Origin of the sequence: Aneurinibacillus thermoaerophilus (genome assembly GCF_019603355.1) — a bacterium.
GTDB classification, from domain to species: domain Bacteria; phylum Bacillota; class Bacilli; order Aneurinibacillales; family Aneurinibacillaceae; genus Aneurinibacillus; species Aneurinibacillus thermoaerophilus.
Window position 1 is genome coordinate 1332173 of record NZ_CP080764.1, and the last position, 20734, is coordinate 1352906.

At 42.4% G+C, this 20734-nt stretch carries 23 protein-coding genes and 1 pseudogene; 20 read left to right on the forward strand and 4 right to left on the reverse strand.

The features are described 5' to 3' along the window. The first annotated feature begins 56 nt into the window (after positions 1-56). Positions 57-485 (forward strand): HGGxSTG domain-containing protein, encoded by a 429-nt coding sequence (locus K3F53_RS07110; RefSeq protein WP_057899203.1) that lies wholly within the window; start codon positions 57-59, stop codon positions 483-485. Between the two features lie 384 nt (positions 486-869). Then, positions 870-1694 carry a hypothetical protein gene (locus K3F53_RS07115; protein ID WP_057899202.1) on the forward strand — a complete coding sequence of 275 codons (825 nt, stop codon included), beginning with the start codon at positions 870-872 and terminating at the stop codon, positions 1692-1694. Here the strand turns inward: K3F53_RS07115 and K3F53_RS07120 are convergent. Continuing rightward, complete coding sequence (locus K3F53_RS07120) at positions 1691-1903, reverse strand: helix-turn-helix domain-containing protein (protein WP_057899201.1); 213 nt, start codon at positions 1901-1903, stop codon at positions 1691-1693. The two genes, K3F53_RS07115 and K3F53_RS07120, sit on opposite strands and share 4 nt — an antisense overlap. Before the next feature lie 172 nt (positions 1904-2075). Between K3F53_RS07120 and K3F53_RS07125 the strand changes: the two genes are divergently transcribed. The 10 genes and pseudogenes from K3F53_RS07125 to K3F53_RS07170 all read left to right on the forward strand — a co-directional run bounded on the left by K3F53_RS07125 (position 2076) and on the right by K3F53_RS07170 (position 11123). Next, positions 2076-2858, forward strand: coding sequence for a recombinase family protein (locus tag K3F53_RS07125; protein ID WP_057899200.1), 783 nt, complete (start codon positions 2076-2078; stop codon positions 2856-2858). A gap of 183 nt (positions 2859-3041) precedes the next feature. After that, positions 3042-4277 (forward strand): IS110 family RNA-guided transposase, encoded by a 1236-nt coding sequence (locus K3F53_RS07130; RefSeq protein ID WP_057899199.1) that lies wholly within the window; start codon positions 3042-3044, stop codon positions 4275-4277. 146 nt (positions 4278-4423) lie between these two features. Next, positions 4424-4825, forward strand: a complete 402-nt coding sequence (locus K3F53_RS07135; protein ID WP_091260491.1) for a DNA/RNA non-specific endonuclease — start codon at positions 4424-4426, stop codon at positions 4823-4825. Positions 4826-4837: 12 nt separating this feature from the next. Then, on the forward strand, positions 4838-5308 hold the full coding sequence (locus K3F53_RS07140; protein WP_057899198.1) for a hypothetical protein: 471 nt from the start codon (positions 4838-4840) through the stop codon (positions 5306-5308). Positions 5309-5725: 417 nt separating this feature from the next. Then, a complete protein-coding gene (gene istA, locus K3F53_RS07145; protein ID WP_057897356.1) occupies positions 5726-6934 on the forward strand; it encodes an IS21 family transposase in 1209 nt (402 codons plus the stop codon). Further along, positions 6931-7686 carry an IS21-like element helper ATPase IstB gene (istB, locus tag K3F53_RS07150; RefSeq protein WP_057897355.1) on the forward strand — a complete coding sequence of 252 codons (756 nt, stop codon included), beginning with the start codon at positions 6931-6933 and terminating at the stop codon, positions 7684-7686. The genes istA and istB overlap by 4 nt, the downstream gene beginning before the upstream one ends. A 100-nt stretch (positions 7687-7786) precedes the next feature. Further along, complete coding sequence (locus K3F53_RS07155) at positions 7787-9355, forward strand: hypothetical protein (protein WP_057899197.1); 1569 nt, start codon at positions 7787-7789, stop codon at positions 9353-9355. A 47-nt stretch (positions 9356-9402) separates the two neighbouring features. Next, positions 9403-9987: pseudogene (locus K3F53_RS07160) on the forward strand (DNA/RNA non-specific endonuclease). Beyond that, positions 9988-10470 (forward strand): antitoxin YezG family protein, encoded by a 483-nt coding sequence (locus K3F53_RS07165; RefSeq protein WP_057899195.1) that lies wholly within the window; start codon positions 9988-9990, stop codon positions 10468-10470. Positions 10471-10694: 224 nt separating this feature from the next. After that, positions 10695-11123, forward strand: coding sequence for an HGGxSTG domain-containing protein (locus tag K3F53_RS07170; protein ID WP_220559970.1), 429 nt, complete (start codon positions 10695-10697; stop codon positions 11121-11123). A gap of 125 nt (positions 11124-11248) precedes the next feature. Here K3F53_RS07170 and K3F53_RS07175 read toward each other — a convergent pair whose 3' ends face one another. Together K3F53_RS07175 and K3F53_RS07180 are read right to left on the reverse strand one after the other, a co-directional pair. Beyond that, on the reverse strand, positions 11249-11863 hold the full coding sequence (locus tag K3F53_RS07175) for a Crp/Fnr family transcriptional regulator (RefSeq protein WP_057899193.1): 615 nt from the start codon (positions 11861-11863) through the stop codon (positions 11249-11251). A 230-nt stretch (positions 11864-12093) separates the two neighbouring features. Beyond that, entirely contained in the window at positions 12094-12306 is a 213-nt protein-coding gene (locus K3F53_RS07180) for a Crp/Fnr family transcriptional regulator (RefSeq protein ID WP_220560826.1), read from the reverse strand. A 65-nt stretch (positions 12307-12371) separates the two neighbouring features. Between K3F53_RS07180 and K3F53_RS07185 the strand changes: the two genes are divergently transcribed. Beyond that, the gene (locus K3F53_RS07185; protein ID WP_220558938.1) at positions 12372-12659 is read left to right on the forward strand and encodes a transposase; all 288 of its coding nucleotides are present in this window, start codon (positions 12372-12374) and stop codon (positions 12657-12659) included. Between the two features lie 32 nt (positions 12660-12691). Beyond that, positions 12692-13531 carry an IS3 family transposase gene (locus tag K3F53_RS07190; protein WP_220558939.1) on the forward strand — a complete coding sequence of 280 codons (840 nt, stop codon included), beginning with the start codon at positions 12692-12694 and terminating at the stop codon, positions 13529-13531. A gap of 25 nt (positions 13532-13556) precedes the next feature. Here K3F53_RS07190 and K3F53_RS07195 read toward each other — a convergent pair whose 3' ends face one another. Continuing rightward, a complete protein-coding gene (locus tag K3F53_RS07195; RefSeq protein ID WP_246615692.1) occupies positions 13557-14030 on the reverse strand; it encodes a Crp/Fnr family transcriptional regulator in 474 nt (157 codons plus the stop codon). A 590-nt stretch (positions 14031-14620) separates the two neighbouring features. Here K3F53_RS07195 and K3F53_RS07200 point away from each other — a divergent pair. The 6 genes from K3F53_RS07200 (at position 14621) to K3F53_RS07225 (ending at position 20722) form a co-directional block, all read left to right on the forward strand. Beyond that, positions 14621-16099: a 4-hydroxyphenylacetate 3-hydroxylase family protein gene (locus tag K3F53_RS07200; protein ID WP_057899191.1), complete on the forward strand. Its 1479-nt coding sequence runs from the start codon at positions 14621-14623 to the stop codon at positions 16097-16099. Positions 16100-16397: 298 nt separating this feature from the next. Next, complete coding sequence (locus K3F53_RS07205; RefSeq protein ID WP_057899190.1) at positions 16398-16934, forward strand: 3-hydroxyanthranilate 3,4-dioxygenase; 537 nt, start codon at positions 16398-16400, stop codon at positions 16932-16934. Next, entirely contained in the window at positions 16919-17914 is a 996-nt protein-coding gene (locus K3F53_RS07210) for an amidohydrolase family protein (protein ID WP_091261067.1), read from the forward strand. Before K3F53_RS07205 ends, K3F53_RS07210 begins: the two co-directional genes overlap by 16 nt. Before the next feature lie 16 nt (positions 17915-17930). Further along, on the forward strand, positions 17931-18404 hold the full coding sequence (locus tag K3F53_RS07215; protein WP_057899188.1) for a RidA family protein: 474 nt from the start codon (positions 17931-17933) through the stop codon (positions 18402-18404). Position 18405: 1 nt separating this feature from the next. Further along, positions 18406-19872 (forward strand): aldehyde dehydrogenase, encoded by a 1467-nt coding sequence (locus K3F53_RS07220; protein ID WP_057899187.1) that lies wholly within the window; start codon positions 18406-18408, stop codon positions 19870-19872. A gap of 70 nt (positions 19873-19942) precedes the next feature. Continuing rightward, entirely contained in the window at positions 19943-20722 is a 780-nt protein-coding gene (locus K3F53_RS07225; protein WP_220559978.1) for a 2-keto-4-pentenoate hydratase, read from the forward strand. Positions 20723-20734: the final 12 nt, after the last annotated feature.

Consider the following 20734-nt stretch of genomic DNA (forward strand, 5'->3'; position numbering starts at 1 on the left):
TTTTCGCCTAAAACCTTCATACACAAACCCCATGCAAGTTACGGAGGAATAGAATCATGATGCGAGGACAAACAACCATCTGCGGTGCGTTAACCCGAAAGGGGACAAGTTGCCAAAACATCCCGATGAAAAACGGGAGATGTCGGATGCACGGTGGAAAAAGTACAGGACCAAAAGACCGGAAAAAGTTGTGTAGAAACCAAAACGCCGCAGGCAACAAAGCAAGGGTTACAACCGGGGAGTATGAAACCATAACGTGGGAGACGTTGACAGCGCAAGAACAAAACAAGTTGCGGCAACACTATGGCTTACAACCTTACCAACGGATAAATAACCCATATGTCATGGAAGACGTGCGTATAGCAAGAATGCTACAGCGAAGCAGAGAGGAGACAGAGGATATCCGCTGGATTCAGATTGAAGAAGCCTTGACAAGGACACAAGGGAAAAGGTTTAAACAAATTTGCAGTATGTTACAGCGATAACCTACGAGAATCGGGTATGCTGCCATTCTACAAGGAATCCCACTGAATACACCGGACAGGGGAAGAGAACGGCATGAGCGAAAGCGCTCGTAGGCATACATGTTATTCTTGATGCCAAACGGGATATGTGTCATACTTTTGCCCATATCATACGCCTGTGCGTAGCTTGCGGATTGTCCGCATCCTTTGAAACCTTCTACACTTGCGAAAACTTATTATACAAACAAACTTCGAGCACTTGATTACCTTCTGGGTAATGCAGGTGCTTTTTTTGTTGTTGAGCCGGGAGAATGGGGAGGGGAAAATATAATGATATAGTCCAATAAGTGTTAAGTTTTTTATATATCCTACGAAAAAATTTGGTAAACAAGGGGGAGAACAAGGATGACGCCAACCGTTTCAGTAGACAAACTTGTGCTGGAATACAAAGACGTGCCGCTGTCTGTATTTTATCGGTTTTTTATGCGTGTGCTGTTGCAGAAGTACAAGGTACGCTGGAGAGTATATCGAAAATTATACTGTTATCAATTTCATATACGGATGGGAAAGGGGGAATATCTACATGTGTTTTACAAGAACTTTCGGGAGAAGGAAGGATTTTTACATACGTTGCGCCTGGAGACACGACCGGAATATTACGAACGACTGAGTGAGATATGGGAATGGTTGCGACAGAAAGCAAGCAGAGTAGAATTTGTAAGCTGTGACATTGCGTATGACGTGCCGTTTTCGCTAGAGAATGTAGTGGTGATGAGCCGCGATATACGGCGATCTTTACACTTGTATAAAACGACTCGATACTTCGGAGTGCCGCATCAGCGAAAACAAAATGGTTACTGTCGGGTGTATGATAAGAAGCAGGAGCTTTGGGACAGGCATGGGATACAAATGGAAGGGGAATTGACACGCATTGAGATTGTGTATAAGCCAGCCGAAAATATTGAACTGACACATATACGAGACTGTCCGCCGGAACAGAACAAGCAGTATTATGCGGCAGTGATAACAGACTGGGCAGCGATGAAACCGAAAAAGGCAGAACAAATACGAAACATACAGAACGGAACAAATCTATACACCCGGTATATACGAGAAGGAGTGAAAAAAGAACTTGCCAGCCAGTATGTGTTGGATTTCAACGGGCTGGCAAGGAAAGAGTGGGAGAGAATACTTGAACCTGTGTATACGGCGGTGCTAGGAGTGGCTTAGTGTTTCTCTAGAACAAGCAAGTCACTGATGGATACGTCAAGTGTTTCACAGAGAGAAGCGAGTGTACGTAGATAAATGCGCTGAACCGGTTGATTGCATAACGTACTGACAGTAGAAGGACGCAGACCAGCTTGGTGGGCAAGCTGTTTTCGCGTCTTTTTTTGTTCGGCAAGAATTTCGTTGAGACGAAGACGAACGGTATAGGACATAAGGGGACACCTCCTCTTGTATGAAATAACGGTTGCGTATAGTGTACGGTCTTCTGGTGAAGAAAACGAGCATAAAATTACGGGTTGTGCAGATTTTGGATGAGGTCGTATACTACGCATCAACGGTAAACCGTTACGAAAATTACAATTTTCTTTACGGGAGGGGAAATACATGCGACAGAAAGTCGTGGGATATGTACGGGTAAGTACCATAGGACAGGTAAAAGACGGGTACAGCCTCGCCTATCAGGTGGAAGAAATTGAACGATACTGTGAAGCGAACGGGCTTGACCTTATGCATATGTATGAGGACAGAGGAATAAGCGGCGCAAAAGTAGATGAAGAGGAGTTAACGATTGAACGGGAAGGGTTACAGGACATGTTGTATGACCTGCGATGGCGAGAAGTAGAGGGCATTGTTGTACTGAATACGTCGAGACTATGGCGTTCGGATATGGTGAAAGTAGTAGTGCAACGAGAGTTGCGCCGCTATAACGTAGATGTGAAGGCGATTGAACAGCCGAACTACAGCATTTATACGAAAGACCCGAACGATTTTTTGGTGAACGGAATGCTAGAACTGTTAGACCAGTATCAGAAGATGGAAATTGCGATGAAACTGGGAAAAGGCAGAACGAAGAAAGCGAAGGAAGGAGGGTATGCTGGAGGCAGAGTCCCGTTTGGCTATACGGCAAGAAAAGGACAAAAGAAGATACAAGTTCATGACGAACAGGCAACCATTGTTCGCCGATTGTTTGCGCTTAGAGAAACAAACTCATTATGGTCGCTGTCGCAGTTGGCGGAACAGCTAAACAGCGAAGGCTATCGTACACAACAAGGCAAACGGTTTACAAAAGTGCAGGTGAAAAATATGCTGGATCGCAAGGCGTTTTACCAGGGCTTCTATACATACGGTGGCATCCAAGCAGTTGGACAGCACGAAGCCATTTTATAAAAAGTTTTCTGCGGTATTTAAAAAATAGAACCTTTTTATTATAGATTAGGCAGGTTACGTTGAGCGAGAAATAAACGGATAGGCTGGCGTCCCAATGCGGGTCTTTAGACGAACGCTTGAACTCAGGTTGCCGACGTTTATTGTTGTTTGACACCATTCATAAACAGGGGAGATGGCTTTTTCATGCACTATAAGCAGAAGCATATTTATGTAGGAGTTGACCTGCATAAGAAAACCCATACGGCTGTGGTCATAAACTGCTGGAATGAAAAACTGGGGGAATGTACCTTTGAAAATAAACCTGCCGCTTTCCATGAACTGATGGCATATGTAAAGTCGTTTACGAAAAAAGGCATGACCCCTGTGTATGGGTTGGAAGATGTAGGTGGATATGGTCGCTCGTTAGCGGTGTACTTGTTGGAAAATAACCAAAAGGTGAAAGAAGTAAACTCCGCCTTTTCGTATGCCGAGCGCAAAAGCTACCCGACCACACAAAAAAGTGATAGCTGGGATGCGGAATGTGTAGCGAAAATCCTGTTAAACAAGCTGGACATATTGCCCGATGCAAACCCGCAAGACGTGTACTGGACGATTGGTCAACTGGTGACGAGAAGGAATGGCTTGGTGAAAGCATTGGTAGCGCTCAAAAACCAGTTGCACATGCAGCTGAGTTATCACTACCCCAGCTACCGAAAGTTTTTTAGTGACATTGACGGCAAGTGTGCGCTGGCGTTTTGGCAGAAGTACCCCGCCCCACATTTACTCGAAGGTGTTTCGGTAGAAACATTGGCGGCATTTTTACGGAAGTCTAGCCATAACGCCTGTTCTACAAGGAAAGCAGAGGACATTCTCTCACTTGTACGAGCAGATGGTGACACGACAAGAAGCTATCAGGAACAACGAGACTTTTTAATTCAAAGCCATGTGCGAGATATAAAATTCAAAAAGCAGGAAATCCAGTATGTAGAAAACGAAGTAAGTAGGATGATGGATAGGCTAGACTACAAACTGGAAACGATGCCGGGGATTGATTTGGTAACAGCATCGGCGTTAGTGGCGGAAATTGGCGACATCAACCGCTTTGCCAGTGCAGACAAACTGGCACGTTTTGCAGGAATAGCGCCTGTCAATTTCAGTTCTGGCGGGAAAGGTACGAACCAAAAAAGTAGACAGGGAAACAGGGTACTGCATGGCTTGTTTTACAATCTAGCAGTACAGCAAGTACAAGTATCCAAAGGCAGCAAAAAGCCTCGCAACCCATTATTTTATGAATACTTCAACCGTAAGAAAGAAGAAGGAAAAACGCCAACCCAAGCGTTGGTATGTGTCATGCGCCGTTTAGTCAACATTATTTACGGCATGATGAAAAACAAAACCGCCTTTCGTATGCCCGAACAGGTGGAACAACGGGTAAGCTAATCCAGCCAAAGGTGGCGTTGTTCATAACAAACAATAGCCGCCATTCGTTGTAGATCGCCAGCTTTACAACATAGGGGACGGGTAAAGCTCCTAATAAGACTTTTGTCGATAATCCATTTGATGATGCAGGGAAACTTAAACCGAATGTGAAGTATAAAGCTGGTGAGCACCAATATGATTATGAAACAGATCATCTTGGTAGAATTGAAAAGTTTAGTGCTGATGATTTAAAATTGACTACAAGAGATAAACGATTACCGCATGCTTCAAATACACCAGGTAAACAGCCAGGAGACCATGCAGGTCATCTGGCGGGAGATAGGTTCGGTGGTTCTCCTGAGTTAGACAATCTTGTCTCGCAATCAAGTGAAGTAAACTTGAGTAAATATAAAAAGCTTGAAAATAAATGGGCAAAAGCAATAAAAAACGGAAAAAATGTAAAAGTTGAGGTTAAAATTAAGTATGACGGTGAAAATCCTAGACCTACAGAATTTGAAGTGATTTATGAAATTGATGGAGCTATTGATAAGCTTGTTATAAAAAATTAAGGAGTGATTCTATTGACTAAGAGTTTTGAAGATTACTTTTCAGAGTTACAGGCTGATATGGTATCTGTATGTTTAGAATACGTAGACCATAAAGCAGAGGATATTTATTTATATTGTTCTTATGAACCAGAGACTTATTATTTCAATGTGTTTTATAGGATTAATAAGACATTTGTACTAAAACATAAGGTTAACGACGCCGTTAGATTAGTAAATGGAACACAAGAATATAATTATGATGTTTCAAGAGATAGACAATTAGGGCTCTTAAATATTTGTATTGAGGATTTAAAGAAAATACATGAGGTATGTAATGCTTTCAATCGAGAGATGCCGACTGAAATGAAATTGCATTATAACGTAGAAAAAAATAGTTTAGTGGCAAATTATAAATATGAGTTAGTATATTCAAATGATGATGAATTACTTCCAGATGATCTATTTGAACAATGGTTTGAAGAGATTAGTAAATCACAAGCGTAGTACACTTCAAGTTTGTAAAATATTTTGTTCAAGTGAAATAATGTATTGAGTATTGAAAATGAGAAAAGGATAGGTTAAGTTTCTAATTTTTATTCGCCGGGTTTACATTTTAGAGGCAGGATCGTACAATCTTATAAACACTTGATAAACTTTCAAAGGCTTATTCCAACTCGAACAATGAGGAGGAGTAAGCCTTTTTTGCATGTGAAAAAATGAGGAAGAAAAATATGGTGTAACCGTCAAGTACCTTTGAACAAAATTCGCTAATCTATTTTCAACAACACACCAGCCTGATCGATACCATCATAGCGGATTACCCCGGGGTGTTAAAGCCGATGATAAAATCCCCAATATAGCCGGAATAAAATTCCCCAACCTACAATAAGAACCATAGACATCTGAGAGGAGCTATGGTTCATGATTACGAGAGGGGAATTTTTTATGATCAAGGAGTTATACCGGAAAGGAATGTCTATCTCTGACATTGCCCGGCAGTTGGGGATTGATCGAAAAACAGTTCGTAAGTATCTTGGGGAAAACTCCCCGCCTTTGAAAAAGAAACGAACGAGCCGAGGAAGTAAACTAGACCGCTATAAAGACTACTTGCATAAACGCATGATAGAAGATGGTGTGTTTAACAGCGAGAAACTGTATGGAGAAATCCAGAGCCTTGGTTATACAGGGGGAAGAACGATCCTGAAAGACTACATCAAGCCCTTTCGGGATACGCATAGAGCGAAGTATACCGTACGGTATGAAACGTTGCCTGGAGAACAGATGCAGGTAGACTGGAAAGAAATTGGCACCGTGATCCTACATGGCGAACCAGTCAAGCTGACAATGTTCGTTGCCGTATTAGGATACTCCAGAATGAAGTATGCAGAAGTGACAACGTCTCAAGACCAGGAGCACTTGATGCAGTGTCTCATTCATAGTTTCAAGTATTTTGGCGGTGTTCCGCAACATATCTTGTTTGACAACATGAAGACTGTGACAGATGGACGGGAACAAGGTGTGGTGAAGTGGAATGAACGATTTGCGGAGTTTGCCTCTTACTACTCCTTCACTCCGAAGGCTTGTAAGCCCTACAGGGCTCAAACAAAGGGCAAAGTAGAGCGAGCCATTCAGTACATTATAAATTCATTCTATGTAGGGACATCTTACGATTCGGTAGAGGATCTGAACCAACAGCTTCTTCGATGGCTGGATCGCGTTGGAAACCGCAAGAAAAACGATACGACAGGGGTTTCTCCGCAAGAGCGTTGGGCAGAAGAAAAGCTTCAGCCGATTCTCCAGAAAGCGGACTATGACACAAGTTATCGTTCCTATCGCAAGACGCATTTCGACGGGACGTTCTCCTATCGTGGCGTGAAATGGATTGTGGATCCAGAGTACTCACAAAAAGAGATACTGGTCAAAGAGTCCCTAGATGGACAAGTGACAGCCTACTATCAAGGAGTGCGCATCTCGTGCAAACAGCTTCACGAGAACGTGATTTTCCTTCCGCAAAAGCAAAATGAGAAACAGGACATTGGAGTTGGCCGCTCTCAACCCGCTTCTCATTTTGAGGTACATACTCGTTCGCTTTCTGAATATGACGAGCTCACCGGAGGTGAGATGTCATGATGGAGAAAATCGAAGAGTACTGTCAAAGATTAAATTTACCGACCATATGCGATATGTGGTCGGAAGCAGCAGAACAAGCTGCCAAGAATAATGTACCATACTCTGCGTTTTTATTCAGCCTTCTAGAAGCAGAAATTGCGCAGAAGCATCAACGTACAACGGAAACGTTACTCAAGTTGGCGAAACTACCGTTTCGCAAAACGTTGGACGAGTTTGACTTCTCTGTGCAGACTTCTGTAGATGAACGGCGTATTCGAGAATTGATGACCCTTTCATTCTTGAAACACAAAGAGAACCTCATCTTTCTTGGTCCTCCCGGCATTGGGAAAACACATCTTGCCGTTTCCATCGCTCTTGAGGCAATTGGACAAGGGCATAAGGTATATTTCATTACAGCACAGGAGCTAATCTCCCAGTTACGAAAAGCGGACCAAGAAGGAAAGTTGGAGAAAAAGCTTCGCACATTCGTAAAGCCAAGTTTACTCATTGTGGATGAGATGGGTTATATGCATCTAGAGCACGGAAGTGCCCACTATCTTTTTCAAGTCATCTCTCGCCGCTATGAACGTGGTTCTATCATCATGACCTCCAACAAGTCATTTGGTGAATGGGGAGAAGTATTGGGAGATCCAGTTATTGCGACAGCGATGTTGGATCGACTTCTGCATCATTCTCGTATCTTTAACATGAAAGGTGAAAGCTACAGATTACGGGAAAAGAAGGCTGCATCACGAAAACAGAAGGGTTCGTGAGGAGCCCTTCTGGGGAATTTTAAAACGGCGATTTTGGGGAAGTTATAGCCGGCCTTGACACGGGGCAGACTATATCGATCAAGCGTCGGAATCTTTTCAATTGGGTAAGTGTATCATTCAATATGATGAAACAGACTGGCAGTTTCTGAAACGAATGGCGTCCCATTTTGGGGCCGTTCTGCTGCCGGAAGCGGCGGCGGACATGCCCAAGTTCTGGTTTGGCATGCCGGAAGGAAGGCCGGCGGAGCTGTCAGATACACATTACTGCGTGAAGAAAAACTTGTCCGAGTTCATGGAAACGAGCGAAAACTACTTCGCAGGACTGGACGAAAAAGCCTTTATGTGTCATGTCGTAGAGACAGACCGCTATGTGAATATAGGGGATCGGGTTACCTTTAAGGGAAAAGAATGGATGGTTGCCCGCTCCACAGCCGAGATGAAAAACGGCATCTTGAGATACGAATACATACTGGTCCAAGAAAAAGGCATCCGGCAAAACTTGATCCACAACGAAGCCCTCGTTGGCGATTGGCGCTTCGCTGGAAGGAAAGATCATCGATGTCGCCAAAGATACCGTCCGGATCCATCTGGACATCGACAAGGAACAGAAGAAAAGCGAGGCATATTGGTTCTCGTATTCCACCTTTTACACCGCCGAAGGGCACAGCGGCACTGCATGCCCCAACTCGGTGACGCGGTAAAGCTGTACTTCCCCGGCAGCCGGGAAGAAGAAGCGCTGGCCATCAGCTCGGTGCGAAAGGGAGGGGGAAGCTCTCCCAAGATGGCGAATCCTAGCGTGAAGTACTGGGGGACCCCTCACGGCAAAGAGATGATGATGGCCGGAAAGGAACTGGTCTTCACCGCGAAACAGAGCGAGGAAGGAAACATTTTTCTCAAGCTGCATGAAGAGGCCGGAATCGAGATTCACAGCATGAAGCCCATCGTCTTTGCGGCGGAAAAGGATGTGGAAATCCAGGTGGAGAAGAAGGTAAGCATCCAGGCGCAGGAGGGGATCTACCTCTTGTGCGGCGCAAGCAGCATCGTGCTGGATGGAACCTCAGACATACAGGCGCCGCGGCTCGAGATGGAAGGTTCGTACAAAGCGCCTGTAGTGGTGGAAGACCTGCCGCAGGAGGAAGAACTGGAAACGGAGCCGCCACAGCAGGAGGAAGAGTCCGGCTTTTGGGGCAATCTCCTGGACGGCGTGCAGCTCGCCCTGGACGTGGTCGGCTTGATCCCCGGCGTGGGCGAAATCGCGGACGTGGCCAACGGAATCATCTCCTTGGCCAGAGGGAACTACGCGGATGCCGCATTATTGTTTGCCGCCTGCATCCCCTTTGCCGGAGCCGCAGCTACGGGTGCCAAGTTCGCCAAACGGGCCATGAAAGCGGCGAAAACGGCGAAAATCGAGAAAAAGATGGTCAAGGCAGCGGACAAGGCGAAGGATTTTGCTAGATTGGCGAAGAAGGCAATCGACCCGTTGAAGGGGAAAGTGCTGACGGCGGCGCGGACGATTAGGAAAGTCGGTAAGGAAATTGCAGCCGCGATTGCGAAATTGAAAAAACGCATTAAGGATGCGATACTAGCGGCAAAAGCCGCTATCAGAAAGATAGCAAAGAGCGTCAAGGATAAGATTAAGCGGGATATTCAAGATATTCGTACAGGGTAGAGGTCAGGGCAGTAGATACCGGAACTGGCTCCCAATTCCCTACTGTGATGTTCATTAAAAAAGAAGGGAAGGATGCCGCGACAGGGGGAGCTGAGAGGGTAGCTAAGGGGACGGCAAAAGCTACACCTTCGAAACCTCCTACTAAGGTAAACTATGGTGACCATTATACAAGAGATGAAAAAAGAAGAAAGGTATTAAAACCGAACGTCGAATATACAACTCCATCGGGACACACTTACAAAACCGATGATAAGGGGCGTATAGTAAGTTGTGAAGGAAAACTTAATTTAGAACAAGGAAAAAGAAATACCCATGCTCAGAAGGTGGTGGGTAGAGAAGATAGACTACCAGACGATGAAGGCGGACATTTAATAGCAACTATATTTAAAGGTTCGGGTAGTCTTGACAACCTAGTTCCTATGAATGGTAATCTGAATAAAGGTGAGTGGAAGAAACTTGAGAATATGTAGGCGAAGGCTCTAAATAGTAAGCCACCTAAGTCTGTAGAGGTAAAAATTAATCCAGTATACAAAGGTGATTCACAGCGCCCAGTAAGTTTTGAAATAGAGTATAAGATTGGAAACAAGAAGTGGGTACCTGTACGATTTAATAATAAGCCAGGAGGCAAATAAATGGACGAGAACAAATTGGGAAGTTTGTATACAAAAATTGCTCAAACGGTTATCCAAATGATTCCGGAAGATTGGAAAAAGGTTTATTTATACGGAGAAATTACCGAAGATGTGGGGAAAACGTTTTTTTATTACTATCCAGAAGGAGAAGAAAAACCAGTATATTTCTATGATGTTCCTGAGTTGTTCAATATAGATAAAGAGCAATTTAAATTACTGTGGCATCAATTGTTAGACGAACTTCAGGAATTATGGGAAGAATTTAAAAATGCTGGACAAGATCCATGGACAAATCTTACTTTAATTTTTGACAATCAAGGCGAATTTAAAATTAATTATAATTATCAAGACTTATCAGATGCTGATGATAACGAGAGAAGTATTGTTTGGGAGTACGAATATCTAGGCTTTGTGCCTGAGGATGAAGATGATAAGAGATTCTTAGAAGAATATTTAAACAGCATTAAAGAGAATGATGAATGATATTTTTACCGGGTTTACAGCTTAGCAACAGGAGATCGTACAATACCACCAACAAACCAAACACTAAAAACTTGACAAACACTGATAAATTTTCAAAGGCTTTATTTTAACTTGAAATCTGAGCAGATTAACCCAAAACGAGTACTTTAAAGTTCGTCTGGGGTATTTTTTCGTCTAAAATCTTCAAACACAAACCCCATGCAAGTTACGGAGGGATTAGAACAATGATGCGAGGACAAACAACCATCTGCGGTGCGTTAACCCGAAAGGGGACAAGTTGCCAAAACATCCCGATGAAAAACGGGAGATGTCGGATGCACGGTGGAAAAAGTACAGGACCAAAAGATCGGAACAAGCTGTGTAGAAACCAAAACGCCGCAGGCAACAAAGCAAGGGTTACAACCGGGAAGTATGAAACCATAACGTGGGAGACGTTGACAGCGCAAGAACAAAACAAGTTGCGGCAACACTATGGCTTACAACCTCACCAGCGGATCAATAACCCGTACGTCATGGAAGACGTGCGTATAGCAAGAATGCTACAGCGAAGCAGAGAGGAGACAGAGGATATCCGCTGGATTCAGATTGAAGAAGCCTTGACAAGGACACAAGGGAAAAGATGTAAACAAATTTGCAGTATGTTACAGCGATAGTAAGATACGGAGATTTAGTAGAATGGGTTTGGGGCCCTGTATTCCTCTATAAGTTGGTGTAAAGCCCTTTTTGTGGTCAAAAAATCCTTGCGGCTCTAAGAGCAAAAATTATGCAAAACGCCCGATTACATAACCTTCCCAATTTCGCTCATTTTCTTCATATCGAGAATCTGAATCTTCCGTCCTGTGATTTCAATCAATCCCTGCTGTTTCCATTTCTGAAAAGTTTTATTTACAGTGATGCGTGAAGTCCCAATATATTGAGCAAACGATGTTTGGTCAATTGAAATATTCCCATTTTCGTGCACTAACTTTAGTAAATAGTAAGCCATCTGGTGTTCTATTCCACTATCAAGGAGGGATATAATTTCCGCTAGTATCCTAAATTTGTAGATGAGAGAATGGGTAAATATCGTTGCAGCATTTGGATGATCCGCACAGACTTTTGATAAATCTTCATCAGAGAAGTAATACAAAACAGAAGGAGAGGTAGTAACTGCCGTAGTTAGATAATTCTCTTTATGAACTCCATGTTCTCCTAACAACATCCCTACCGGAACGTAGTTAATAATCCTTTCGTTCCCTTGATCTGAGAGAAATAAAATTTTGACCCCTCCCTTACTCAAATAGTAGAAACCTTTTCCACTCTCTCCTTGGAGGTAGATTACGGTGTTCTTTTTCAACTCAAGTTTTTGTCCATAGTCTAAAAAGGGTTCCCATGTGTAGCGAAGTTCTAACATTCGATCACCTATTTTCGATCACCTATTCTAGTATGTTAATTATTTATAGAGTGAAATCCAAATCCAGAGTATGCATTGAAGTTATAACAAATGATTCCTGCTAAAAAACTACATTTTTCTTCAATATGATAAAGGACAGATGATCTTCGCTCAACTTCAATTTCTAAATTAAATACGAATAAAAATGAATGAAAATTCTTCACATATTTTTTTCTTCTTACCCTAAATGATCAAACATTTTTACTTAAGCTATGTGAGGGCTCCTTTACAAGCCTTTTTAATAGTTCCGGTCTTTTGATAATAAATCTGCGATTTTGGATCTGTATAATTTTATCTTCTCTCCATTGTTTTAGTATTTTGTATACGGTGATTCTGGTTAGACCTGTACAGTTTGCAAGATCTTGTTGTGATAGAGGAACTTTTATAGTGCCCCAATCTAAAATGCGACGATAAGATGTGTAGAGGTATCCCTTTTGATATAATCATAGCTAACAGGAGGGAACGGAACATGAAACGTCGCAAATGGTCAGCAGAGGAGAAAATGAATATTGTGATGGAGGGGCTGAAGGGGGAACAATCCATCGCCGAGATTTGCCGACAACATAACATTAGCCAGACTCTGTATTACCGTTGGAAAGATGAGTTCATCCAAGGAGGAATGGCTGCCCTTTCGGGTAAACAACGTAAGACAGCAAAAGAAGACGCTGCCGTTCAAGCAAAGTTGGACGAGTATGAGCAACTTATTGGTAAGTTGACTGTAAAACTTTCAAAGCTAAAAAAAACGTTCGACATCTAAGCGAAGAACACTGGGCATTTATCTTTGAGGTAGTGGAAGATTCTCACCTATCGGTGGAAGAAGTATGCCGTCTTCTTGGTGTGCACAAAAGTACGTTTTACCGTCAAAAAGCAAAGGCAACTTTCTCCCAACCAAGTGCTCGTCAACGACCAAAACAGGCAGTGATTCAAGAGAAAGTGCGTGTTCTTTGTCAACAGCATCCTACCTACGGATATCGTAGAATTTGGGCTTTACTAAAGCGCCAGGGAATCGAAGTAAACCAGAAAACCGTTTACTCTGTGATGAAAGCCGAAGGCTTAACACAAAAGCAAAAGCGATATGAAGCCAAGCGCACCTATCAGCCTGTCGATTTTCAAATCAACTCCTCCAATCAAGTTTGGCATATTGACATGACGAAGATTTGGACAAGTGAGGGATGGAAGTATCTTGTGAGCATCATCGATGCCTATGACCGCCGTATTGTAGCCTGGAGTCTCGACAACTACTGCCGTGATGATGAAGCTATCAGTGTGCTGGAGAAAGCGGTGAATGAAGCTTTTCCATATGGTGTGAGAGAGCAAGGGATAAAATTAGTGCAGGATAACGGGAGTCAGTTTACCAGTCGTGATTTTGTCTCCACGTTGAAGATATTGGGAATTGAGCAAATTCGAACGTCATACAAGCATCCACAAAGCAACGGAAAGATGGAACGTTGGTATCGCACATTAAAAGAAGAAGAGGTCTGGGCAAACGAATACCAGAACCTAGAAGAAGCGCGAGCTTCCATCGGCACTTATATTACCTTGTATAACGAACAGCGCCCTCATTCCGCTTTGGGATATCGGGCGCCATTGGAAGTATATATGGGAGAATACTCTACAAAAGCTGCTTGATTTTCGTCGCTTTTTGAGGGTAGCATTACACTTTATAGTTTTTAAAATCATCATAAATATTTAGGAGGAGTATGGCGATTTGCTGTTCGGATGAAAGCGTGTTCAATTTTATGCCTTCAAGAAGAATACGCATTTTGTGAATGATAGTTTGAGCAAAGAGATTTCGTAGATCGGGATATATCATTATTAAATCCTTAAATTGATCGCGAGGAAAATAATAGAGTACACAATCTTTTACGGTTACAGCTGTTGTAAAATGAGCGTACTGATCCAGGGATTGAATTCCTAAAATTTGGCCGGGAACTACAATGTTTAATATCCGTTTTCTCCCTTTTACTGTTGAAGTCACAATTCTCACTAAGCCTTTGTGAAGATAATAGAACCCGTCCCCAATGGAACCCTGGTTGTATATCACTGTTTTTCTTTTTACAAATTGCCTTGTTCCATATTTTAAATAAGGTTCCCAATTGTATTCGGTTTCAAATATAGTTGCCATCATATCACCCCTAAAATATGAATTTTATAATATTATCTAAAAAATAGAAATTCTTAAATTTATTATAATTATTTTTCAAATATTTACAATAATTATATTGATAAAAGTATTTTTTCTCTTCTATGGCGAGCGGGAGTCAATGTTACAGAATTAGTAAAGAATACGATGTCTATGTTTCTACTTGGTAGGAATATTTATGCTGCTTATCATTACTTACCGGGGAAGTGCTGTCCTGCACATTTCTGGATGTTAGGATTATAAACACAGTGCTGAACGAGCATTGAAGCATTAGAGGATTCAAAATTAGATCCCTTGTTTGGAACTCTAGGGTTTTGAATCATAAAGTTTGATGAATGTATCTCATCAGGTTTATGTATGATCTTATGTTTTAGTATGATTTAAAAAAAATTATAAAATACGTTAATGAGTTTACAGTTATTCTGACGATCCAATATTATAATGCAGCTATAAGGTACGAAATAAAAATATAAGTTAAGGATAAAACCGAAAGGAGATAAGAAACGAAAAAACAAGATTTTACTTCTAATTTAAAATGTAAGTGTTTTCAAATGCCGAATATGGGAGGGATCATGATGGGAATTCGTACAGGTGAGCAGTACATTAATGCAGTGAAATCACGAAAGCCTGAGGTTTGGCTGGCAGGAAAAAAGGTTGAAAACGTATTTGATGAACCTGTATTAAGACAGACAGTAATTGAAATCGCAAAGCTATATGATATGCAACATGATCCGGAATATCAAGATAAGATTACTCATTTCTGTGAAGAAACTGGGGAAAGAGTGAACAATGCGTTTTTGATTCCGAAGAATTACGAAGATTTAATTAAGCGTAGAGCGGCGTTTGAAGCTTTTGCGAAGGCTACTTTTGGTTTAATGGGAAGATCTCCGGACTTTTTAAACGTAGTAATTACCTCCATGTACAGCCATTCTAGTTTCTTTGAAAAGTACAATAAGCAATGGGCTGAAAACATACGCAGATATTATCGATTGGTTCGTGATAATGACTTGTTTTTAACACATGCCATCATCAATCCTCAAAATGATCGAAGCAAATCCTCTCATGAGCAACAGGATATGTTTACTCATTTAGGAGCTGTGAAAGAGACACCGGAAGGACTTGTTGTGAGAGGTGCTAAATTTTTGGCTACACTCGCTCCTGTGGCAGATGAAGTTATTATTTACACCTTCCCAGGATATAAACCCGGTGATGAACGTTATGCGCTAGCATTCGCGCTACCAATTGATACGCCAGGCCTTCGAATTATTTGTCGTGAACCGATGCAGGATGGAAAACGTCCGTTGTTTGATCATCCATTGGCATCACGCTTTGAAGAAATAGATGCGTTGTTAGTCTTTAAGGATGTTTTAGTTCCCTGGGATCGAGTGTTTATTTATAACAATGTGGAAGCCGCAAACCTCCTTTATCCAAAAACAGGAATCGCCCAGCAGCCAGCTCATCAGTCTGCAGTGAGAGGACTCTTAAAACTTCAATTTGCTACAGAAGTAACATGTAGGTTAGCTGACTCAATTGGAGTAGATGTATTTTTACATGTTCAGGAAAGCCTTGGTGAGTTAATCCAAGCTGTAGAATCTATAAGGGCATTATTGCGTATTGCAGAGCATGAGTATGAAGTTACTCCTGAGGGTGAGGCTATGCCAAATTGGGTACCCCTTGAAACGATTCGAGGTTTATTACCAAAGATGTATCCACGTGCTATTGAACTGATGCAAACCATAGGAGCTGGTGGATTATTACTGTCTCCAACTGGTGCTGATTTTGAAAATCCGGAATTAAGAGAAGATATAGAACGTTACTATATTGGAAGAGCGGGTGTATCTGCAACGGATCGTGTAAGCGTATTCAAGCTTGCTTGGGATTTGTGCGGCGAAGCTTTCGGTCAGCGCTTACTTCAATATGAACGTTATTATACAGGCGACCCAATCCGGAAGAAAGCTATATTTTACAATTCAATTAAACGTCAGCGTACGTTTGACATGGTTGATGACGCATTACAGGTAAGCAAGTTGAAAGAACTAGTAACAAATAAATAATATGAAATATTTGATCTTCCGTATAGAAATCTAAGGACATTTTTGAACAATATCAATCAGCTTTAAAAAATGGCAAAAGACTTTACCATCATTTTACCATAATTGAATCAACCACACCACCAAATCTTTTTAGGCGCACATATTTTGACTCCTGTTCAAAAAAACGGGTTCGATTAGAACAGCTGGAAATAGATCATGTGATCATTGCACGGTTTGAAGAATGATATGCTAGCCGCTGTCCTCATAAAGGGACAAACAATGCAACCATTATTAAATGATGGGAGGAGTGTATAAAACAATGAGCGCGTTCGTACCGATCCATTTGTGGAATTTTATCGAGGAAAATAAAGACCTGTTAAAACCTCCGGTAAATAATAAAGTGATTTGGAAAGATGCAGAATTGATGGTTCAGGTGATCGGAGGGCCGAATAAACGGCGCGATTTTCATGTGGACCCGTCTGAAGAAGTGTTCTATCAAATAAAAGGAGATTGTTATGTTGAAGTGATGAATTCAGAGGGAAAGCGTGAGGTAGTAACGGTAAAAGAGGGGGAAATGTTTTTGTTACCGCCGAATGTTCCTCACTCTCCGCATCGGGTATCAAATACGATTGGTATTGTTATTGAACGTAGCAGGGCTGAAGGAGAATTGGAGGATTTTATATGGTTTTGTGATCAATGCAATCATGAAATGCATCGCGTAACCGTTCAGTTAACCAATATTGAAATTCAGGTAAAAGAAGCTATCAACGGATTTAATAATAATTTGGATCTTCGCACGTGCAAAAATTGCGGATATGTGATGCCGCCGGAAGCGAGTGAGTGGAAGTGCGAGTAGATTTCCATACGCATATTATTCCCGAAGACATTTCCCATTTGACTGAAAAACTCCAAGGTGACCGCTGGCCTATTCTTAACAGGACATGCACATGCGGCGCCAATATCATGGTTGCAGGAAAGGTGTTCCGTGAAGTAACAGATCAGGTATGGGACCCTGCGAAACGTATTCATGATATGGAACGGGAAAATGTAGACATACAGGTACTATCCCCCATCCCAGTTACGTTTTCTTATTGGGCACCTGTTGAAGAAGCGGAAGTGATGGTTCGCATCCAAAATGATTTTATCGCAGAAACGGTAAGGCAAAATCCGGAGCGTTTTATTGGACTTGGTACGGTTCCCTTGCAAAACACGGAAATAGCGATACACGAAATGGATCGCTGCATGAACGAACTAGGATTAAAAGGGATTGAAATCGGTACGAATGTGAACGGAAAAAATCTCGACGATCCATATTTGATAGAATTTTTTGAAATGTGCGATCAGTGGAAAGTCCCCATTTTTATTCACCCGTGGGAAACATTGGGCAGAGAACGGATGCCTCGTCACAACTTAATGTATACCGTAGGCATGCCAAGCGAAACCTCCTTAGCTGCGGCAAGTTTAATCCTGGGCGGCGTGATAGAAAAATTCCCTCGGCTAAAAATTTGCTTTGCTCATGGGGGAGGCTCATTCCCTTATATTCTTCCTCGTCTTGACAAAGGGTGGAGGGTTTGGCCACATCTGAGGTTAATTGAGCAGCCGCCGAGCTATTATGCTAAAAACTTTTATTTTGATTCGTTAGTAAACGACCCTTTAAATATTCAATATCTGGTTGATCGTTTTGGATATGACAGGATTTTAATGGGATCGGACTACCCCTTCTTGTTAAGGGAAAGTCCTCCAGGCGAAGTCATTGACAAAACGTTGGCGATAACAGAAGAACAAAAACGGGCCATGCTGGGAGAAAATGCTCTTCGTTTTTTAAATATCAAATAAAAAAAGGGATGAAATCATGAATCGTATTGAGGTTACACCTGAACAAAAATTACAGGAACTAGGCTTAACCTTGCCCACCCCGCGTCAAGCCGTCGGAAATTACATCGGTTGCGTCCGAACGGGGAACCTCATATTTACGGCTGGTCAAGGCACGGATGAATACCGCGGCAAGCTTGGTGAAGATGTAACGGTTGAGGTAGGATATCAAGCGGCCAGGCAGTGCATGCTAAATCTTTTGGCGGTCGTAAAACAAGAAATCGGAGAACTCAGCAAAGTAAAGCGTATTGTCAAAATCCTCGGGTTTGTGAACAGTGCCCCTGATTTCACAGAACAACCTAAGGTGATGAATGGTGCTTCAGATCTGTTGGTACAAGTATTTGGGGAGAGGGGAAAACACGGACGATCCGCTGTTGGAATGGCCCAGCTTCCAAACAATAATGCGGTTGAAGTGGAAATGATTTTAGAGATTGAGGATTGGGAGGAGAAATAATATGAGTAAGATTTTAGAAAATCAAATGAAAGTCAAGGATGCAAAGCTATTCATTAATGGCGAATATACAGATGCGATTTCCGGGGAGACGTTTGATACGATTGATCCTTCGACCAATCGAAAGCTAGCATCCGTAGCGAATGCGAATGAGCGAGATGTGCAAAGAGCGATCGAAGTGGCTCAGCGCACGTTTGAAAGCGGTGTTTGGAGCGATATGCCGGTTGAAGAGAGAGCGAAGATTCTTTGCAGAATGTCCGACCTTGTGATGGAACGTGTCGAGGAGCTGGCCCTTGTGGAAACGATGGATGTTGGAAAGCCGATTAAAGAGAGCCGGGGCTTTGATATTCCCAGAGCGGCCTCCAATCTGCGTTTCTTTGCCGAAATGGCCAAATATATCAATTACGAACATTATGATCAATCCAAGCACATGAGCTATTCGAAATATGCGCCAGCAGGTGTAACAAGCTTAATCATTCCATGGAATCTTCCTTTTATGCAAATGACCTGGAAGGCATCCGCAGCACTGGCTGCCGGGAATACCGTGGTTGTGAAGCCAGCTTCTTATACTCCGCTCAGTGCCGTGATGTTAGGGGAAATCGCCAATGAAGCAGGTCTTCCTCCGGGGGTACTGAACATTATTACCGGTCCAGGCAGAACAGTCGGTACAGCAATGACGACCCATCCTTATGTTCGACGTATCTCTTTTGTTGGGGAAACGACCACTGGGAAAACGGTGATGAAAAATGCTGCCTCTCAATTAATCCCTGTATCGCTGGAATTAGGCGGAAAGTCAGCCAATATTGTTTTTGAAGATGCTGATCTGGATGAGGCAGTAAAAGGTTCGATTGAGGCCATTTTTAGGAATCAAGGAGAAATTTGCTTGGCTGGCTCCCGCTTATTAGTACAAGAAAAGATTTATGATAAATTTCTGGAAAATTTTATTGATAATGTAAAAAAGATTAAGGTTGGCAACCCTCTGGATGAAGATACAGATATGGGAGCCCTGGTTTCGAGAAGTCATTTGGAAACCATTGAAAATTATGTGCAAATCGGAATATCGGAAGGTGCGAAGCTTGCTATTGGCGGTAAGCGGGTTGAAGGATTGGCGGAGGGCAATTTCTATGAGCCAACTGTTTTTTATGATGTAGAGAACAAGATGAGGATAGCTCAGGAAGAAATATTTGGTCCGGTACTTGTTGTGATTCCTTTTAAAACGGAAGAAGAGGCAGTGAAAATTGCTAATGATTCGATGTACGGTCTTGCGGGTGTAGTCTGGACCAATGATCTGCGGCGTGCCCATCGTGTAGCTTCTCGAGTAACTTCAGGTTTGCTATGGATCAATTGCTGGTATCACAGAGATTTAAGAACTCCTTTCGGAGGATCGAAGGCGAGCGGAATCGGCCGTGAAGGTGGACGCCATAGTTTTGAATTCTATACCGAAGCGAAAACTATTACGATGAAATTATAGCGGTAGGTTGTAAAGAGTGGCTCAAGAGTCACTCTTTATGTATCCAAGGAGAAAAGGAAGGAGCAGGCTTATGAATTTATTATTAGAAGTAATTGCTAATGAATTGATAGAAGCAGAGCGAAGCAAGCGACCAGTGCTCCCTCTTACACAGCGATATACTGAATTGAATGTAACAGATGCCTATCAAATTCAGCTGGAAGTCATAAAGAAAAAGAGAACAGAAGGACGTCAGGTTATTGGGAAAAAAGTAGGACTTACCAGTGTAGCTATGCAGAAAATGCTTGGGGTTAATGAGCCGGACTATGGACATTTGCTAGATGATATGCGGGTATCCGATGGAGCAACCGTAAAAATTAGCGATTTGGTTAGTCCGAAAGTCGAAGCAGAAATAGGGTTCGTCCTTGCTCAAGATTTAACTGGCCCGAACATTAACTATCTGGATGTATTAATGGCTACCAAATATGTAGTACCAACGATAGAGATTATTGATAGCCGCATTGCGAATTGGAAGATTCAATTAATTGATACCGTCGCAGACAATGGTTCTTCAGCGAAAGTGGTTGTGGGAAACAAGCTGAGTAGGGTGGATGGTTTGGATTTGCGGAGTGTAGGGATGGTTCTTTATAACAATGGGGAACTTATGGCAACCGGTTCTGGAGCTGCCGTTCTTGGACATCCGGCACAGGCGATTGCATGGTTAGCGAATAAATTGCATGAGTTTGGCATTCAGCTTAAAGCAGGAGAATTGATTCTTTCGGGAGCTTTTTCCGGGGCATTGACTGTTAAACAAGGGGATACGATTTCAGCTCATTTTGGATCGCTAGGTTCTGTATCCGTAACCTTTCAGTAAAGGAGGTTGTTA

What these genes read in the sequence shown, in the direction of transcription:
- K3F53_RS07175 (WP_057899193.1), bottom strand. Translation starts at nt 11,863, where the DNA reads ATGTTAGAACTTCGCTACACATGGGAACCCTTTTTAGACTATGGACAA.
- K3F53_RS07130 (WP_057899199.1), top strand. Translation starts at nt 3,042, where the DNA reads ATGCACTATAAGCAGAAGCATATTTATGTAGGAGTTGACCTGCATAAG.
- K3F53_RS07110 (WP_057899203.1), top strand. Translation starts at nt 57, where the DNA reads ATGATGCGAGGACAAACAACCATCTGCGGTGCGTTAACCCGAAAGGGG.
- K3F53_RS07215 (WP_057899188.1), top strand. Translation starts at nt 17,931, where the DNA reads ATGAATCGTATTGAGGTTACACCTGAACAAAAATTACAGGAACTAGGC.
- K3F53_RS07225 (WP_220559978.1), top strand. Translation starts at nt 19,943, where the DNA reads ATGAATTTATTATTAGAAGTAATTGCTAATGAATTGATAGAAGCAGAG.
- K3F53_RS07165 (WP_057899195.1), top strand. Translation starts at nt 9,988, where the DNA reads ATGGACGAGAACAAATTGGGAAGTTTGTATACAAAAATTGCTCAAACG.
- K3F53_RS07205 (WP_057899190.1), top strand. Translation starts at nt 16,398, where the DNA reads ATGAGCGCGTTCGTACCGATCCATTTGTGGAATTTTATCGAGGAAAAT.
- K3F53_RS07125 (WP_057899200.1), top strand. Translation starts at nt 2,076, where the DNA reads ATGCGACAGAAAGTCGTGGGATATGTACGGGTAAGTACCATAGGACAG.
- K3F53_RS07220 (WP_057899187.1), top strand. Translation starts at nt 18,406, where the DNA reads ATGAGTAAGATTTTAGAAAATCAAATGAAAGTCAAGGATGCAAAGCTA.
- K3F53_RS07200 (WP_057899191.1), top strand. Translation starts at nt 14,621, where the DNA reads ATGGGAATTCGTACAGGTGAGCAGTACATTAATGCAGTGAAATCACGA.
- K3F53_RS07170 (WP_220559970.1), top strand. Translation starts at nt 10,695, where the DNA reads ATGATGCGAGGACAAACAACCATCTGCGGTGCGTTAACCCGAAAGGGG.
- istB (WP_057897355.1), top strand. Translation starts at nt 6,931, where the DNA reads ATGATGGAGAAAATCGAAGAGTACTGTCAAAGATTAAATTTACCGACC.
- istA (WP_057897356.1), top strand. Translation starts at nt 5,726, where the DNA reads ATGATTACGAGAGGGGAATTTTTTATGATCAAGGAGTTATACCGGAAA.
- K3F53_RS07115 (WP_057899202.1), top strand. Translation starts at nt 870, where the DNA reads ATGACGCCAACCGTTTCAGTAGACAAACTTGTGCTGGAATACAAAGAC.
- K3F53_RS07195 (WP_246615692.1), bottom strand. Translation starts at nt 14,030, where the DNA reads ATGATGGCAACTATATTTGAAACCGAATACAATTGGGAACCTTATTTA.
- K3F53_RS07120 (WP_057899201.1), bottom strand. Translation starts at nt 1,903, where the DNA reads ATGTCCTATACCGTTCGTCTTCGTCTCAACGAAATTCTTGCCGAACAA.
- K3F53_RS07185 (WP_220558938.1), top strand. Translation starts at nt 12,372, where the DNA reads ATGAAACGTCGCAAATGGTCAGCAGAGGAGAAAATGAATATTGTGATG.